Consider the following 16,876-nt stretch of genomic DNA (forward strand, 5'->3'; position numbering starts at 1 on the left):
ACCGGGCAGGACACGCACCGGCCCCCCTCCGCGACACGCGGAGGGGGGCCGGTCGTCGCCCGCGTCAGCGCCGCACGAAGACCGCCACGCTGCGCGCCGGCACGGTGAAGGTGCCCGCCGCCCGGTCGAACGAGGCGGTCCGCAGCACCGGGTCGGCCGAGCCGGCCAGCACCGGGTGCAGGGTGGTGTCGGTGCCCCGCAGCCCGGCCACCGTCTGCTTCGCCGTCGACGGGGTGGCGTTGAAGACCACGGTCACCGACGTCCACCGGCCACCGAGCCCCCGGGCGTCGAGGGTCATGGTGAGCACCCCCGGGGTCTCCTTCGCCCCGGACAGCGGGAACGCGACCCGCTGCTGCACCTGCTCGGCGGTGGTCAGCCCGAACACCGGCGAGGACCGCCGGATCTCCAGCAGCTCCGCGTAGCGGGCGTCGGCCAGGTCGATCGCGGCGCACCCCGGCACCAGGGCCGGATCGGCGAGCAGCGGTTTGGCGTACGGCCACTTGTCCTGGTTGTCGGCGGCCGGTGGCAGCCCGGCACCGAACCCGTTGCCCCGGGCGCAGTCCCAGCGGATCTGGTTGAACCAGTCACCGGAGTTGTAGGAGTTGCGGTCCAGCGACTTCGACCGCAGCCGCTCGGAGCCGGCCGCCACGAACCCGGTGCCCTGCCCGAGGGCGGTGGTCGCCAGGGCCAGCACCTGCATCCGGGCCCGGTCCGTCGCCGAGGTGCCGGTCGGCAGCTTGTACGCCAGCGCGTCGTACAGGATCTCGTTGTCGTGCGCGTCGACGTAGGTGACCGCCTCGCCCGGGGCGGCGGTGTAGCCGGCCGGGGAGCCGTTGTAGTCCACCTGCGCCCCGGTGACCTCCCGGCCGGCGGAGTCGGTGAACCGGTAGCCGCGCAGGTTTCCGGTCAACCCCACCTTGATCAGGTCCTGCTGGTGCAGCAGCCGGGTCTTCTGCTCGGCGGCGGTGCCGTTGGCGTCGTCACCGTTGGGATCGGTGTAGAGGCCGGAGGCGAAGCCCTGCACGCGCGGGTTGGCGTCGAACGGGCCGCCGCCGCGGACCGCGTCGCGGAGCCGGTCGTTGAAGGTGCCGATCCCGGTGCCGGCCATGTTGGCCTGGGTGGCCTGCACGAACCGGGCGTCGTCGGCGACCTCGCCGAAGTTCCAGCCCTCGCCGTAGAGCAGGATCTTCTTTCCGTCGACGCCGTCCCGGGCGAGGGTCAGCCGGTCGAGCGCGGCCCGGACGGCCAGGATGTTCGCCTTCGGGTGGTGGCCCATCAGGTCGAACCGGAAGCCGTCCACCTTGTACTGCCTGGCCCAGGTGACCAGCGAGTCGACCACCAGCTTGCCCATCATGGCGTGCTCGGGGGCGGTGTTGGCGCAGCAGGTCGAGTTGGCGACGGTGCCGTCGTCGAGCAGCCGGTGGTAGTAGCCGGGCACCACCTGGTCCAGCACCGACTTCGCGTCGGTGCCGGCGGCGGAGGTGTGGTTGTAGACCACGTCCAGCACCACCCGCAGGCCGGCGCCGTTGATCCCGGCGACCATCCGGCGGAACTCGGCGGTCCGCCGCGCCCCGTCCGGGTCGACGGCGTAGCCGCCCTCGGGGACGGTGTAGTGCAGCGGGTCGTACCCCCAGTTGTAGCCGTCGGTGTCGGCGACCGCCGCGACGCACGCCTGTTGCCGGTCGGAGTCCGGGGGCAGCGCCGCCAGGTCGCAGTCGGGCTGCCGCTGGTCGGCCCGCTTCTCGGGGATGGTGGCGAAGTCGAACACCGGCAGCAGGTGCAGGTAGTTGACCCCGGCGTCGCCGAGCGCCCTCAGGTGCCGCATCCCGGCCGTGTCCGGGTCGGTGAAGGCCAGGTAGGTGCCCCGCCGGGCGGCCGGCACGGTGTCGTCGGCGATGGAGAAGTCGCGCACCGACAGTTCGGAGATCTGCGCCTTCGACGCGGGCGGCGCGGCCGGCTTGCGCAGCCCCGACCAGCCGGCCGGGGCGAGCGCCGGATCGGTCAGGTCGACGATCTGGCTGTGCGTGGAGTCCGCCGCGAGCGCCACCGAGTAGGGGTCGGTGACCGACGCGGTGACGATCTTCTGGGCGGCCGGCTGCCATGCCTGCACCCGGTAGCGGTAGTACCGGCCGGTCCAGTCGCGGCTGCCGCGTACCGACCAGACGCCGGTGCGGTCGTCGCGGCGCATCGCCACCGTGCGCGGCGACGCCGCCGGGGTGTCGGACAGTTCGAGGGTGACCGTGCGGGCGGTGGGTGCCCAGACCGCGAGGGTGGGCACCCGGCCGGCGAAGCTGACCCCGAGCGTCGCGTCGGTGGCGGCCCGGTAGACGTCGTCGAGCACGCCGGGGATCTGCACCCCGGTCGCGCGCAGCAGCGCGCCCCGGGCGTCCCGTTCGGTCACCACGAGCTGTCCGCGCAACGCCGCCGGCACCTTCGCCAGGTCGGCCCGGTCGAGCCGGAACGCCTGGTGGGCCCACAGGTGCGGGAAGGCCGCCCGCTGGGCCTCGGTGAGCCCGTTGCGCTGCGCCCGCAACGGCAGCGAGGTGTACGTCCCGGACAGCTCGCCGTCGACCACGCCCAGCCCACCCGCCGGGGCGGCCACCAGGGCGTACGACCTGCCGTCGGTCGGGCCGACGGCCCAGGTGAGGGTGGACCGGTCGATCCACTGCGCCTGCTGTTTCGTGATGTCGAGATCCTTCGCCGTCCCGGTGGCGGTGGCGGGGAGCAGCCGGCCGGGCACCCCGCCCAGCAGCCAGACCTCGTGGCCGACCCCGGTGAGGTCGAGCCGCTGGTCGTCGGGCTGATCCTTGGTGTCGCCCCGGTGGATGATGTAACTGAGCCCGGTCGCGCCGGCCGCCAGCGGCACCCGGAACAGCGCGCCGAAGGCATCGATCCGCTCGGGCAGCAGCGGGCTCGACCAGTCGGTCGGGGTGGCCGCCCCGTCCCACAGGTGCAGGCCCCAGCCGGCGTAGTCGTTGTCGGCCTTGCGCCAGTGGATGATCGCGGTGTTCGGGTCGACGGGCGGGTCGGGTTCGCCGGTGGCGGCCTGCCGGGTGGGATAGAGCGCCGGGTCGCCCTGCTTGACCCACACCTCGCCGGTGGTGGTCACGTCGATGGTGCGGTCGTTGGCGACGTCCTTGGTGCCCGCCTTGTCGACCACGAGGAACCCGACGGACTTGGCCCCGGGCTTGAGCTTCACCCAGGCGAACCGGCCGTACGAGTCCTCCCCGGCGAACGGCTGCCCGGCGGGCCACTGCGTGACGTACGCCGGGTCGAGGTCACCCCAGGCGTAGAGCCCCCAGTCGGCGTAGTCCCCGGCGGGACGCTGGTAGTGCACCACCACCCAGTCCCGGGACGCGCCCTGCGCCGGGGTACCGACCACCCCGGTCGACCGGGTGGCGGCGGTGCGGCCCTTCCCGTCGCGGACGACCGCCTTGTACTCCACCCGGGTGCCCCCGGCGAGCCCGGTCAGGTCGTGGTGCACGGTGTACGGCGCGGTGTGCGCGCTGCCCAGCAGGGTCCACCTGCCACCCGCGACCCGGGCGGCGACGGTGACGGTGGCCAGCGGGTCGCCTGTCACCTGCGCGGTGACGGCGGCCCGGGTGGCGACCGGGTCGGTGCCCGGCTCGGTGAGGGTGACGGCCGGCCTGGCGGTGGGCTGCGGCACGGGCCGGCCGGCCCGGAGCACCACGGCCGCCCCGGCGGGCACGGTCAGGCTCAGCTTTGCGTCGGTGCCGGCGGTCGGGGTGGCCGTGCCGCCGTAGATGCCGGTGAAGGTGGTGCCGGGCGACCAGGTGTCCACGGTGACAGTCTGCGGGGTGCCGGCGTTGTTCACCGCGACGAGGTACTCGGTGCGGTCGGCCGGGGAGATCCGGGAGAAGGCGAAGACGCCGGGCCCGTCGGCGGCGTACCGGGTGACCTGCACGCCGTCGCGCAGGCCGGGGTGGGCGGCCCGCAGCCGGCCCAGCTCGGCGATGGTGCGGTAGAGCGGGTGGGTGGTGTCGTACCGGTCGCTGGCGTGGGTGCGGGTGGTGCCGATCAGGTCGTCGTCGAGGTACTCCGCCGTGCGGGTGGCGAACATGTCCTGCCGGGCGTCCTTGTCCCCGCCGGGGCCGGTGAAGCCCTGCTCGTCGCCGGAGTAGACGACCGGCTGCCCCCGGGTGAGGAACATCAGCTGGTGGGCGAGCCGGTCCCGCTGGAGTTGCCGGGCGTCGTCCCCACCGGCGGCGGCGATGAACGAGCCGATCCGGCCCATGTCGTGGTTGCCGAGGAAGGTGGTCAGCCGGCTGGCGTCGGTGTCCCGCGCGGCGTACAGCGAATCCTTGGCGTAGACGTCGGCGAGCGCCTTCGCCGAACCGTCGGCGGTGACGTAGCCGCGCGCCGCCTCCTGGAAGGAGAAGTCGAGGGTGGCCGGCAGCCCGCCGCGCCGCACGTAGGTGGACGTGACCTCCTGGTCGGCGCTGTAGACCTCGCCGAACATGAAGAAGTCCTTCTTCCCCGCCTTGTCGGCGGCGCGCTTGATGCCCTGGCTGAACTGCGGCCAGAAGTCGAGGTTGACGTGCTTGACGGTGTCCAGCCGGAACCCGTCGACGTCGGTGCTGGCGATCCAGTCGCCGTACGCCTTGGTCAGGCCCCGGACCACCTCGGGCCGCTCGGTCCACAGGTCGTCGAGGCCGTAGAAGTCGCCGTACTCGCTGTTCTCGCCGGAGAAGGTGGAGTCGCCCCGGTTGTGGTACATCGTCGGGTCGTTGAGCCAGGCCGGCACCTTGACCCGGGCGTCGGCCGGGGTGGCGAAGGTCGGCGTGTACGCCCCGGAGTCCCGGTTCACCGTCGGGAAGTCCCGGGCGCCGTCGGCGTAGTTGCGGTCCTCGAACTCCCGCCCCTGCGCGTCGGTGTACGGCGCGGTCTTCTTGTCGACGTAGGCGTACCTGTCCTCGGCGTATCTGATGACGTCGGCGGTGTGGTTGACGATGACGTCGAGGTAGACCCTGATGCCCCGCTGGTGGGCCAGCTTCACCAGCCGCTTCATCTCCTCGTTGCTGCCGAAGTGCGGGTCGACCTGGGTGAAGTCGGTGATCCAGTAACCGTGGTAGCCGGCGGAGACGTCCGCGCCGCTGCCCTGCACGGGACGGTTCTTGAACACCGGCGCCAGCCAGATGGCGGTGGTGCCGAGGCCCTGGATGTAGTCGAGCTTGTCGATGACGCCCTTGAGGTCGCCGCCGTGGTAGAAGCCCTTGTCGGTGGGGTCGAGGCCGGTGCGCAGCCGGTCCCCGGTCAGGCCGCCGGTGTCGTTGCGGCGGTCGCCGTTGGCGAACCGGTCCGGGAGGACGAAGTAGAACTGTTCGGCGCGCCCCTTACCGGTGCCGGCGTCGAGCAGCGCCCCGGTGGCGGGTTCGGCGTCCCACTGGGCGGCGCCGGCCGCGGCGAGGGCGTCGATGGTGGACGGCCGGTCGGTGGCGTCGGCGCCGAGTTGACGGACGGCGACCGGGACGCCGACGAGAGCGAGGGTGAGGGTGGAGACCAGGGCGAGCAGCGCCTTGCGCGGCAGCGGGGGTTTCATCGACGGCCTTCCTATGGTCGCTGATTCGCCCGCACGCTAGCCCTTGCCGAAACATTCTGCAATACCTTGCAAACGAAGCTGCAATACGGCAGCAACCTTGCAGAACGCAGCACCGACAGGTGGTCCGGACGGCGGCCGAGGACCCGACCGGTGGGTCAGAGACCGGAGCAGGGCACCCCGTCGACCGTGCACCGCGACGGCCGGATGCTGCCGCCGGTGTTCTCGAAGTGGAACCGCAACGGCACCGACGTGCCGGGCCCGACGTTCACCCCGCTGGTGTACGTGAACACCCCGCCGGACATCCGGGGAGTGCCCTGCGGGGCGCCCTCGACCCACGAGGTGACCAGCCGGCTGCCCGGCGGCGGCACCAACCGGACCGTCCACGGCCGGGACACCCGGTCGCGGTTGTAGAGCAGCACCTCACCGATGAACGCCTCGTTGTTCCAACTGTCCCGCACGCTGAACCGGCCGGTCACCGGCGACGACGGCGGCGCGGCCGGCGGCGGTGGCGCGGGCGTGGTCGCCGGGGGCTGCCCACCGTCCGGGTCGCCGGGCGGCGGCACGACCCCGCCGGCCGGCGGCACGGGCACGTCGTCCCCGGCCGACGGCTCGCCCGGCACGACCACCACGGGCACCTCGACCGGGGGCGGATCGGTGCGGCGGGGCGTCAGCCCGGGGACCACCGGTTCGGGAAGGTTCGCCGCCACCCGGGCCGGGTTGGTCGCCCCCGAGCCGGGCAGCGAGTACGTCGGCAGCGGATCGGCCGGCCGGGCCTCGAACGCCGGCCCCCGGCTGCGGTACGACGCCAACGCGACGATCAGGAGCACCACCATCACCAGCACGCCGGTGGCGACCACGACCCATGGCGACGACGCCAGCGCACCCGCTCCGTGTGCCCGCGGTTGCGCGCGACGCATGCCGGACATGACCCTCCCTGGTCGGCCCCGTCCGAGAAGAGTAACGATTCAGGCGATTGTCGGAAAGTACCCAACGTCCGGACTTTGTCCTAACCGGACAGTTCGTTCGTCCCGTCAGCCGCGCACCCGCAGCGCGTCCACCTGGAAGTAGACCCCGCCGCGTTTGACCGCCCAGATGGTGTACCGCCCGGCCGGCAGCCCCTGCACGCTGAACACGGTCTGCTGCGGCTGGTAACGGTGCGCCCGCGCGCTCACCCGCTGCTGCTTCACCGGTCGCCCACCGGAGTCGACGACCCACACGTCGGCGTCACCGTACTCGGGGTCGCGCGAGGTGATGTAGTCCAGGCCGGTGCCGGTGAAGGTGAAGCTGAACGAGTCCCCGTCGTGGACGGTGTAGTGCACGTCGTCGCGGTGGTCGCCGTACGGCCGGTTCCGCGAGACCGCCCACCGCCCCCGGTAGGTGATGCCCGGGGCGTCGTCGTTGAGCAGCGTGGCCGGTGTCGGCGAGAGGGCCAGGGCCGACGGCGACACCGACGCCGACGCCGACGGGCTGGCCGACCGGGACGCGGCGGGCGTCCGACCGGTCGCCGGTGGGGTCGCGCCGGTCCCGCCGCCGGTGGCCCGCCGGGTGCGGGTGGGCGACGCCGATGCCGACGCCGATGCCGACCCGGTCGCCACCGGTGCCCCGGGCACCATCACGGCCTCGCTGCGTGACCCGGCACCGTGCTCGGCGTAACGATCGTGACCCACCACCGCCACCAGGGCCTTGACCAGCAGCAGGAGCAGCACGATCACCCCGATCGAGGCGAGCAGCCAGGGCATCGCGGCGACCGCCTGGGGCAGTCGGGACGTCCACCGCGTCCCACGCGTGCCCGGCATGGCCCTCCTCGGTCGACCCTGTACGCAGAGATTAGCGACCGTCCGGTAGGGATGATCACCGGGGGCGTGGCCGGGGGCGACCCGGCGGTCAGCCGGTCCGGACGACGGTGCAGATCGCCGGGCCGTCCTCGGTGCCGCGCAGCAGGTAGCGGTAGCGTTCCCCGGGCACCGCCCGGCCCTGGCTGTCCAGGAACTCCCAGCGCACCGCCACCATGGTCAGCAGCGCGGACACCGGTTCCACCTCCTCGATCAGCGCGTGCGCCGCGACCAGCTCCCGTTCCTGGTAGTCGGGGGCGGCACCCACGAAGGAGAGCGCCACCGCCGCCATCGTGCTGAACGAGAAGCTGTAGGTGTCGGCGACCACCAGCCCCGGCAGGGCGTAGCAGCCGGCGATGGTGGGCACGTCACCGGTGGTGAGCGCCACCCCGTACCGGTCGAAGAAGTCGCTCAACGTGTCGAGGTCGGTGGAAGCTCTCACGGCGACACCAATTGCCGTCCCCGGCCGCCGGCAAACCTCACCGGGGCGGGATACGCACCTCGATCTCCGCGCCGAGCCGCGCGTCGCCGGCCAGGTCCAGGTCGTCGCCGCTCCAGAACCGGCCCGGGTCGTACCAGTTGGGCCGCCGGCCGGGCGGCAGCAGCCCCATCGCCTCGTAGGTCACCGCCACCACCTCGGCGCAGTACGCGGTCTCCAGCGCGCTGTCACCCGCCGGCAGGTCGGCCCGCTCGCCTTCCCGGTCCCGCCGGCCCGGTAGCGGCAGGCGCAGCTGCGGCACCCGCCCCCGGGCCCACCGCCAGGCCAACTGGGCGGTGGACGGGAACGGGGTGCCGTCGAGCCGGGCCACCGTCCGCAGCACCGCCTGCTCCATCGTCGGATCCGCCGACGGTTCGAGCTGACGCAGCCAGGCCCGCTGGCCGTACCGGTTGGCCCAGACGCAGACCGCGTCGCGCAGGTCGTGCAGCTGCACCCCCCGCTGGTGGGTGCCGGTCCACATGTCCCGCAGCGACCGGCCCAGCTCGGCGTGCCACATCAGCGGGGGCATGTCGTCCAGCACCACCGCCATGCCGACGTGGTTGACGGGACTGTTGGTGGTGAACTGGATGGCCCGGTCCGGCACGCTGCGCCCCCGGAACACCCAGACGTCACCGGTGCGGGTCAGGTCGACGGCCTCGTCCAGGCTGATGCTCATGGGCGTCTACCCTAGGCCGATGCGGCAACGGATGCAGTGGTGGAAGGTCCTCGGGCTGGCGGGTCTCGCGGGGGTCGCCGCGACCGGGGTGGTCGTCGCCCGGGCCGAACGGCGGCGTCGCGCGTACACCCCGGAGGAGATCCGGGACCGGCTGCGGGAGCGGCACGCCCAGGCCGCGAAGCCCGCCGACGACCCGGCCTGACCGACCCCGGGCCGTCCGCCGCCGGTCGGCCGCGGCGGTGTCCACGGTGGTCCCGACGGGCGGTCCGACGGGCCGTGGACGGCTAGGCTCCCGGCATGGACGATCAGGTCGAGCGGAAACCCTTCGTGTTGGCGCCGCCCGCCGCACCGGTGGAGCGGCACGGCCAGGTCGACCTGCACCTGCCGACCGGTGACGGCCCGCACCCCGTCGTGGTGATCGTGCACGGTGCCCCACTTCCGCCGGGCGCGCCGGACCCCCGGGACTGGCTGCTCTACCGGGGCTACGGGGCGCTCCTCGCCGAGCAGGGCCTGGTCGCCGCCGTCGTCAGCTACCGGGTGACCGACCTGGCCGGGCTGCCCGCCACCGCCGACGAGATCGCGGGTCTGGTCGAGGCCGTCCGGGCCGACCCCCGGGTGGACGCGCAGCGGGTGGTGCTCTGGTTCTTCTCCGGCGGGTGCCTGTTCTCGGCCGACTGGCTGCGCGCCGCGCCGGCCTGGGTGCGCGGGATCGCGTTGACCTATCCGCTGCTCGTCCCGCTGCCCGGCTGGGAGGTGCCGCCCCGGTTCCTGCCGGTCGACGCCCTCGGCACGGGCTCGACGACACCGGTGGTGCTGACCCGGGCCGGCCGGGACAAACTCCCCGGGCTGCTGGCCGGCATCGCCACGTTCCTGGACACCGCCGCCCGCACCGGTCGACCGGTGCGCCTGGTGGAGGTGCCGGACGGTCAGCACGCCTTCGACATCCTGGACCACACCGCGCAGTCCCGCGACGCCGTCCGGGCGGCCCGGGACGCGGTGGTCGACCTGATCCGCGCCGACTGAGCCTGGGTCGGCCGCCTCCCGCGCCGGGTCCGGTGCCGGGCCGGATGTCCGGTTCGGCGCGGGGTTTCCGCACCGGACAGGTCCGTTCGTGCCCGATCGTCCCGTGGCCGGGGCCACCCCCACGGCGGAATCGCCACCGGGGCCGGGGCGTTGTACCTGGCATACCACCGCCACTCCCCCGCCCCCGGGGGACGGCCCCGGAACCCCGACCGTGGAATGCGGTCGCCACCGGGTCGGTTACACCTCCCCGGACGCCCGAGCAGGTCCCCCCGATCGCCGGGCGATCCCCCTGAACTTCCGGCGACGCCCCACCCCCCTGTGGGCGTCCGCCACACCCCCGATGCAGAGGAGCACGCGACCATGCGTACCGATCTGATCCGCAAGACCGCCCTGACCGCTGCCGGCCTCGCCTTCACCACCGGCGCCATCGCCGGCCCGCTGACCGCCGCCTACGCCGCCGAGGCCCGTACCGGCGCACCCGCCGCCGTGCAGGCCGAGCGCCGGCCCGCCGGCGAGCGTGAGCTGAAGGTGGACTACCAGGCGCAGCCGAACTTCTACTACTGCGGCCCCGCGGCGACCCGCAACGCCCTGTCCGTCCAGGGCAAGAAGATCGACGTCGACGCCATGGCCAAGGAGATGCGCACCACCGAGGCCGGCACCGACAGCATCAACGACATCACCCCCGTCCTGAACAAGGAGACCGGCCGCAAGGCGTACGAGAGCACCGAGATCCGCAGCGCCAAGGCCGACGACAAGCAGACCGACGAACTGCGCGCCGACATCGTGCGTACCGTCGACGACGGCCGGGCCGTGGTGGCCAACATCGCCGGCACCGCCGTGGACACCGACGGCAACGCCCACTCCTTCGAGGGTGGCCACTACATCAGCGTCATCGGCTACCGCGACGGTGGGAAGACCGTGACCATCGCCGACTCGGCCAACCCGGACACCGCGTCCTACCGGATGAGCGTGGACAACCTCGCCGACTGGATCGCCACCCGCGGCTACTCGTCCTGACCCGGACACCGATCGGGCCGCCCCCACCCCGGGGGCGGCCCGTTCGTCGTCGGTACCCGTGCGTGGGTCAGCGGTCGGTGCCGGCCGCCACCGGTTCGGCCCCGTCGGTGGTGGTCGTCGACTCCAGCCGGCGGGCGCGGCGGCGCAGCCACCAGGTGCTGGCCACCCCGCCGAGCACGGCCAGGACCAGGCCGGCCCAGGAGATGTCCTTGAGCCAGTGCTCGGCCGCCCGGCCCAGGGTGTAGAGCAGGTAGGTCGTGCCGAAGGCCCAGACCAGGCCGCCGGCCGCGTTGGCCACCAGGAACCGCCGGTACGGCACGTGCAGCGCGCCGGCCAGCGGCCCGGCCAGGATGCGCAGCAGGGCGACGAACCGGCCGAAGAACACCGCCCAGACGCCGTGCCGGGCGAAGCTCTGCTCGGCGCGGGCGAGCTGTGCGGGCCCCAGATGTTTCGGGAAGCGCCGCCCCAGCCGGGCCAGCAGCGGACGACCACCCCGGCGACCGACCGCGTAGCCGACGGAGTCGCCGACGATCGCGCCGAACGCCGCCGCGGTGGCGACCCAGTGCGGCTCGACCACCCCGGTGGCGGCCAGCAGGGCGGAGCTGACCAGCACGATCTCGCCCGGCAACGGGACACCCATGCTCTCGACGCCGATCACCCCGGCGACGATCAGGTAGACCACCCCCGGGGGAAGCGCTACGAGCCAGTGCTGAACGTCGACCACTGCGGCACCCCTTCCGACCCGACCTCGAACCCTACCCGCGCCGAACGGGCCGGGCGGGCCCCCCGGGAAGGCGGTACGGTGCGGTCAGCGGGGTGCGAGCAGGCCCCGGTCGGTCATGAAGGCGTGCAACGTCGCGGCGTCCCCGGGGGACATCAGCCAGCGGGGGATCACCGTCGCCGGCATCCGGCCGACGTACACGATCCAGAAGTCGCCGGCCTCCCGCACCTGCGCCACCCCGTCCCAGGCGATGCCGCCGGACTCCGAGCCGCTGCGCATCATGATGTTGTCGTCGGTGATGTCGTAGCCGCCCTCGACCGCGTAGTCGTCGGAGCGGCGTCGGGCCCGCCAGCGCACCCACGGCGCGTAGAGCGTCGACAGCAGCCCGCCCACGAGCAGCACCAGCCACAGTGACGAGAACCGACCGCCCCGGGAGACGAGCAGGCCGGCCGCTCCGGCCGTCGCCAGCGCCACGCCGATGAGGGTGAACCGGCGCAGCCGGACGCTGCTGAGCGCGGCGGCCACCCGGCCCGGGTAGGCGGGGTCGGCGGGGACGTCGAAACGGATGTGCACGCGGAAACGATAGTGCGGCGCGCGGCCGGGCGATCAGTCGAGGCAGAACTCGTTGCCCTCGACGTCCTGCATCACCAGGCACGACTCGTCGTGGCCGGCGGCGGGCAGCAGGCGTACCCGGGTCGCACCGAGGGCGACCAGCCGGGCGCACTCCGCCTCCAGCGCGGCCACCCGCTGCTCGCCGACCAGCCCGGTGCCGACCCGTACGTCGAGGTGCAGCCGGTTCTTGACCACCTTGCCCTCGGGCACGCGCTGGAAGAACAGTCGCGGGCCCGCGCCGGACGGGTCGACGCAGGCGAACGCGGAGCCCTGACGCTCGGGCGGCAGGGACCTGTCGAACTCGCCCCAGTCGGCGAACCCCGGCGGGGGTGGGGGCACGACGTAACCGAGCACCTCGCACCAGAAGCGGGCGACCCGCTCGGGCTCCGCGCAGTCGACGGTGACCTGGACCTGCTTGACCGACGCCATCGGCACACCGTAGCGGCCGGGTCCGACACGACGGCGCTCAGCGATCGGGGCCCGCCGGCGGTGCCGTCCGGTCGGGCAGCGGGGCGACGAACTCCAGCCGGTTGCCGTGCGGGTCGGCGGTGTGGAAGCGGCGCATCCCGGGCAGCTCGTCGTCGTCACCCCAGGTGACCGGATGCCCGGCGCGGGCCAACCGGTCGGCGAGCGCGTCGAGGTCGGGGCGCAGCAGGGCGGGGTGCGCCTTGCGGGCGGGCCGGAAGTCGATCTCGACGCCGAGGTGCAGTTCGGCGTCGTACCCGGTGAACCAGCAGCCGCCACGGGCGGCGAGGGCCGGGGGTTTGGGTTTCTCGGTCAGGCCGAGGATGCCCACGTAGAAGGCCCGGGAGGACGCCTCGGTACCGGGCGGGCAGGCGAGCAGCACATGATGGATCATGGTGGCACCTCCTCGTCCCGAACCCTGGCACGAGGTTGCGTCGATAGCAAGACGGACGTACGGTTTTGTTGGAAGACGACGAATCGGCAGTAAGTGTTACCTAACCTGGGCGACGTTCCGCCCGGTGCGACAGACTGCTCAGGACTACTCACGGTCGCTGGTGTGAAGGAGTACGACGTGGCGAGCCTCGACACCTTCGGTGCGAAGACCCAGCTACGCGTCGGAGACGCGAGCTACGAGATTTTCAGGATCAACCAGGTGCCGGGGCACGACAGACTGCCCTACAGCTTGAAGATCCTGCTGGAGAACCTGCTGCGGACCGAGGACGGCGCGAACATCACCGCCGACCACATCTCCCAGCTCGGCTCCTGGGACCCCACCGCCGACCCGAGCGTGGAGATCCAGTTCACCCCGGCGCGGGTGCTGATGCAGGACTTCACCGGCGTACCCTGCGTGGTCGACCTGGCCACCATGCGCGAGGCGGTCCGCGACCTCGGCGGCGACGCCACCAAGGTCAACCCCCTCGCACCGGCCGAGCTGGTCATCGACCACTCGGTCATCGCCGACCTGTTCGGCCGCGAGGACGCCTTCGCCCGCAACGTCGAACTGGAGTACGAGCGCAACAGGGAGCGCTACCAGTTCCTGCGCTGGGGCCAGACCGCGTTCAACGAGTTCAAGGTCGTCCCGCCCGGCACCGGCATCGTGCACCAGGTCAACATCGAGTACCTGGCCCGGACGATCATGGAGCGCAACGGCCAGGCGTACCCGGACACCGTCGTCGGCACCGACTCGCACACCACCATGGTCAACGGCCTGGGCGTGCTGGGCTGGGGCGTCGGCGGCATCGAGGCCGAGGCCGCGATGCTCGGCCAGCCGGTCAGCATGCTCATCCCCCGGGTCGTCGGCTTCAAGCTCGCAGGCGAGATGCCGGCCGGCACCACCGCCACCGACCTGGTGCTCACCATCACCGAGATGCTGCGCAAGCACGGCGTCGTCGGCAAGTTCGTCGAGTTCTACGGCCCCGGCGTCAGCGCCGTGCCGCTGGCCAACCGGGCCACCATCGGCAACATGTCCCCCGAGTACGGCTCCACCGTCGCGATCTTCCCGATCGACGCCGAGACCGTCCGCTACCTGGAGCTGACCGGCCGCGACGCGGCCCAGGTGGCGCTGGTCGAGGCGTACGCCAAGGAGCAGGGGCTCTGGCACGACCCGGAGCGTGAGCCGGACTACTCCGAGCGCCTGGAGCTGGACCTGGGCACCATCGAGCCGTCCCTGGCCGGGCCGAAGCGCCCGCAGGACCGGGTGCCGCTCGGGGCCGCCAAGACGCTGTTCCGCTCGGCGCTGACCGACTACGTCGCCGACGACTCCGCCGTTGAGCCCGACCTCAAGCCCGGGGTCGCCCGCGAACAGCTGCCCCGGGGCGCGAACGGCCCGGCCGACGAGGCCAGCGCCGAGTCGTTCCCGGCCAGCGACCCGCCGGCCAACGACTTCAGCGACCCCGCCGACGAGCCGCGCGACCTGGAGACCGCCGCCGTCGGCGCCGGTGGCCGGGCCAGCAACCCGGTCCGGGTCACCGGCAGCGACGGCGTGGAGTACGAGCTGGACCACGGCGCGGTGGTGATCGCCGCGATCACCTCCTGCACCAACACCTCCAACCCGCAGGTGATGATCGGGGCCGCCCTGCTGGCCCGCAACGCCGTCGACAAGGGCCTGTCCCGCAAGCCGTGGGTCAAGACCACCCTGGCGCCCGGCTCCAAGGTCGTCATGGACTACTACGAGCGGGCCGGCCTGACGCCGTACCTCGACAAGCTCGGTTTCAACCTGGTCGGCTACGGCTGCACCACCTGCATCGGCAACTCGGGTCCGCTGCCCGAGGAGGTGTCCGCCGCCGTCAACGAGCACGACCTGTCGGTGGTGTCGGTGCTGTCCGGCAACCGGAACTTCGAGGGCCGGATCAACCCGGACGTCAAGATGAACTACCTGGCCTCCCCGCCGCTGGTGGTGGCGTACGCGCTCGCCGGCACGATGGACATCGACCTGGCCAACGAACCGCTCGGCGAGGACACCGGGGGCAACCCGGTGTACCTGCGCGACATCTGGCCCAACACCGCCGAGATCCAGGACGTCATCGCCCAGGCGATCGGCGCGACCGGCTTCAGCGCCGCGTACGCCGACGTGTTCGCCGGTGACGAGCGCTGGCAGTCGCTGCCCACCCCGACCGGCGACACCTTCGCCTGGGCCGACGACTCCACCTACGTGCGCAAGCCCCCGTACTTCGAGGGGATGCAGCAGGAGCCGACCCCCGTCGTCGACATCACCGACGCCCGGGTGCTGGCCAAGCTGGGCGACTCGGTCACCACCGACCACATCTCCCCGGCCGGCGCGATCAAGGCCGACTCCCCCGCCGGCCGGTACCTCGCCGAGCACGGCGTGCCGCGCCACGAGTTCAACTCGTACGGCTCCCGCCGGGGCAACCACGAGGTGATGATCCGGGGCACCTTCGCCAACATCCGGCTGCGTAACCAGCTACGGCTCCCCGGCGCCGGTTCCGATGCGGGAGCTGCGCTCCCTGAAGGCGGCTTCACCGTCAACCACCTCACCGGCGAGCAGACCACCATCTACGACGCCTCCACCGCCTACCAGGCCGCCGGCGTGCCGCTGGTCATCCTGGCCGGCAAGGAGTACGGCTCCGGCTCGTCGCGGGACTGGGCGGCCAAGGGCACCATGCTGCTCGGCGTCCGGGCGGTCATCGCCGAGTCCTACGAGCGCATCCACCGGTCCAACCTGATCGGGATGGGTGTGCTGCCGTTGCAGTTCCCGGTGGACACCACCGCCGAGTCGCTCGGCCTCACCGGCACGGAGACCTTCTCCATCACCGGGGTGACCGCGCTCAACGACGGCGACACCCCGCGTACGGTGCGGGTCAGCACCGACACCGGCGTCGAGTTCGACGCGGTGGTCCGGATCGACACCCCCGGCGAGGCGGACTACTACCGCCACGGCGGCATCCTCCAGTACGTGCTGCGCCGCATGATCGCCAGCTGACGTCCGGCACGGACGACACGGGCCCCCTCCGCTCGCGGAGGGGGCCCGTCGCGTCGGCGCGCGGTGCGGTCGCGGTCAGCCGCCGGTCGCCCGGCGGCGGGTCTCGCGGGTCTTCATCGCGTGCTCCAGCAGGGTGATCAGCACGCTGCGGCCGGACTCCCGCTGCCGGGCGTCGCAGAGCAGCAACGGCACCTCCGGGTCCAGGTCCAGCGCCGCGCGGATCTCGTCGAGGCCGAACCGGCGGGCGCCCTCGAAGCAGTTCACCGCCACCACGAACGGGGTGCCCCGACCCTCGAAGTAGTCGATGGACGGGAAGCAGTCGGCCAACCGCCGGGTGTCGGCCAGCACCACCGCGCCGAGCGCCCCCACCGCCAGCTCGTCCCACAGGAACCAGAACCGGTCCTGCCCCGGGGTGCCGAAGACGTAGAGCACCAGGTCGTTGCTGATGGTGATCCGGCCGAAGTCCATCGCCACCGTGGTGGTGCTCTTGCGTTCCACACCGGACAGGTCGTCGACGCCGATGCCGGTCTCGGTCAGCACCTCCTCGGTCCGCAGCGGACGGCTCTCGCTGACCGCCCCGACCAGGGTCGTCTTGCCGGCCCCGAAACCGCCCGCCACCAGAACCTTGAGCGCGGTGGGCAGCACCCGCGCCCCCGCCGGACGTTCAGAGTGCCCGTAGTCCATTGATCACCGCCTCGTAGATGCTCTCGTCGTTGACACCGGCCGGCTCCCGGGGTTCCTGTACCCGGACCAGGTCCCGCGCCACCAGGTCACCGAGGAGCACCCGTACGGTGCCCACCGGCAGGTCCAGTCGGGCGGCGATCTCGGCCACCGACTGCATGCGTTGGGTCAGCGCCACGATCGCCACGTGTTCCGGGCCCAGCCCGGCCTCCTCGACCGCGTTCGTCCGGGTCGCCGTGACCAGCGAGATCAGGTCGAACGAGCCGGTCACCGGGCGGGCCCTACCCCGGGTGACCGCGTACGGGCGGACCACCGGGCCCGCGTGGTCGTCGACCCACTGTTCGTCCGTGGGGTCGCCGTCACCGGCCATCG

Annotated in this window: 15 protein-coding genes; 4 read left to right on the forward strand and 11 right to left on the reverse strand. The window is 72.8% G+C overall.

Annotated elements, in window-relative coordinates; genetic code table 11:
- Positions 1 to 64: 64 nt before the first annotated feature.
- The 5 genes from pulA to FJK98_RS22815 all read right to left on the reverse strand — a co-directional run bounded on the left by pulA (position 65) and on the right by FJK98_RS22815 (position 8,546).
- Positions 65 to 5,560, reverse strand: coding sequence for a pullulanase-type alpha-1,6-glucosidase (gene pulA, locus FJK98_RS22795; protein ID WP_145920822.1), 5,496 nt, complete (start codon positions 5,558 to 5,560; stop codon positions 65 to 67).
- Between the two features lie 155 nt (positions 5,561 to 5,715).
- The gene (locus tag FJK98_RS22800; protein ID WP_145920823.1) at positions 5,716 to 6,486 is read right to left on the reverse strand and encodes a cellulose-binding protein; all 771 of its coding nucleotides are present in this window, start codon (positions 6,484 to 6,486) and stop codon (positions 5,716 to 5,718) included.
- Positions 6,487 to 6,591: 105 nt separating this feature from the next.
- A complete protein-coding gene (locus tag FJK98_RS22805) occupies positions 6,592 to 7,356 on the reverse strand; it encodes a hypothetical protein (RefSeq protein WP_145920824.1) in 765 nt (254 codons plus the stop codon).
- An 88-nt stretch (positions 7,357 to 7,444) separates the two neighbouring features.
- A complete protein-coding gene (locus tag FJK98_RS22810; RefSeq protein ID WP_145920825.1) occupies positions 7,445 to 7,834 on the reverse strand; it encodes a hypothetical protein in 390 nt (129 codons plus the stop codon).
- Positions 7,835 to 7,871: 37 nt separating this feature from the next.
- A complete protein-coding gene (locus FJK98_RS22815; RefSeq protein ID WP_145920826.1) occupies positions 7,872 to 8,546 on the reverse strand; it encodes a hypothetical protein in 675 nt (224 codons plus the stop codon).
- A gap of 19 nt (positions 8,547 to 8,565) precedes the next feature.
- Between FJK98_RS22815 and FJK98_RS22820 the strand changes: the two genes are divergently transcribed.
- The 3 genes from FJK98_RS22820 to FJK98_RS22830 all read left to right on the forward strand — a co-directional run bounded on the left by FJK98_RS22820 (position 8,566) and on the right by FJK98_RS22830 (position 10,586).
- Positions 8,566 to 8,748, forward strand: a complete 183-nt coding sequence (locus FJK98_RS22820; protein WP_145920827.1) for a hypothetical protein — start codon at positions 8,566 to 8,568, stop codon at positions 8,746 to 8,748.
- 95 nt (positions 8,749 to 8,843) lie between these two features.
- Positions 8,844 to 9,569, forward strand: a complete 726-nt coding sequence (locus FJK98_RS22825) for an alpha/beta hydrolase (protein WP_145920828.1) — start codon at positions 8,844 to 8,846, stop codon at positions 9,567 to 9,569.
- A 360-nt stretch (positions 9,570 to 9,929) separates the two neighbouring features.
- Entirely contained in the window at positions 9,930 to 10,586 is a 657-nt protein-coding gene (locus tag FJK98_RS22830; protein WP_088645640.1) for a C39 family peptidase, read from the forward strand.
- A gap of 67 nt (positions 10,587 to 10,653) precedes the next feature.
- Here FJK98_RS22830 and FJK98_RS22835 read toward each other — a convergent pair whose 3' ends face one another.
- The 4 genes from FJK98_RS22835 to FJK98_RS22850 form a co-directional block, all read right to left on the reverse strand.
- Entirely contained in the window at positions 10,654 to 11,310 is a 657-nt protein-coding gene (locus FJK98_RS22835; protein WP_145920829.1) for a DedA family protein, read from the reverse strand.
- 84 nt (positions 11,311 to 11,394) lie between these two features.
- Positions 11,395 to 11,880 (reverse strand): YcxB family protein, encoded by a 486-nt coding sequence (locus tag FJK98_RS22840; RefSeq protein WP_145920830.1) that lies wholly within the window; start codon positions 11,878 to 11,880, stop codon positions 11,395 to 11,397.
- 33 nt (positions 11,881 to 11,913) lie between these two features.
- On the reverse strand, positions 11,914 to 12,348 hold the full coding sequence (locus FJK98_RS22845; protein WP_145920831.1) for a VOC family protein: 435 nt from the start codon (positions 12,346 to 12,348) through the stop codon (positions 11,914 to 11,916).
- 37 nt (positions 12,349 to 12,385) lie between these two features.
- Positions 12,386 to 12,778: a VOC family protein gene (locus FJK98_RS22850; protein ID WP_145920832.1), complete on the reverse strand. Its 393-nt coding sequence runs from the start codon at positions 12,776 to 12,778 to the stop codon at positions 12,386 to 12,388.
- 162 nt (positions 12,779 to 12,940) lie between these two features.
- On the opposite strand from FJK98_RS22850, the gene FJK98_RS22855 reads away from it, so the two are divergent.
- Positions 12,941 to 15,823 (forward strand): aconitate hydratase, encoded by a 2,883-nt coding sequence (locus FJK98_RS22855; protein WP_145920833.1) that lies wholly within the window; start codon positions 12,941 to 12,943, stop codon positions 15,821 to 15,823.
- Positions 15,824 to 15,898: 75 nt separating this feature from the next.
- Here FJK98_RS22855 and FJK98_RS22860 read toward each other — a convergent pair whose 3' ends face one another.
- Positions 15,899 to 16,507 carry an ATP/GTP-binding protein gene (locus FJK98_RS22860; protein ID WP_145920834.1) on the reverse strand — a complete coding sequence of 203 codons (609 nt, stop codon included), beginning with the start codon at positions 16,505 to 16,507 and terminating at the stop codon, positions 15,899 to 15,901.
- The gene (locus FJK98_RS22865; protein ID WP_145920835.1) at positions 16,488 to 16,874 is read right to left on the reverse strand and encodes a DUF742 domain-containing protein; all 387 of its coding nucleotides are present in this window, start codon (positions 16,872 to 16,874) and stop codon (positions 16,488 to 16,490) included. The genes FJK98_RS22860 and FJK98_RS22865 overlap by 20 nt, the downstream gene beginning before the upstream one ends.
- Between the last annotated feature and the right edge of the window lie 2 nt (positions 16,875 to 16,876).

The sequence above is a fragment of the Micromonospora sp. HM134 genome (assembly GCF_007833915.1).
Classification (GTDB): Bacteria; Actinomycetota; Actinomycetes; order Mycobacteriales; family Micromonosporaceae; genus Micromonospora; species Micromonospora wenchangensis.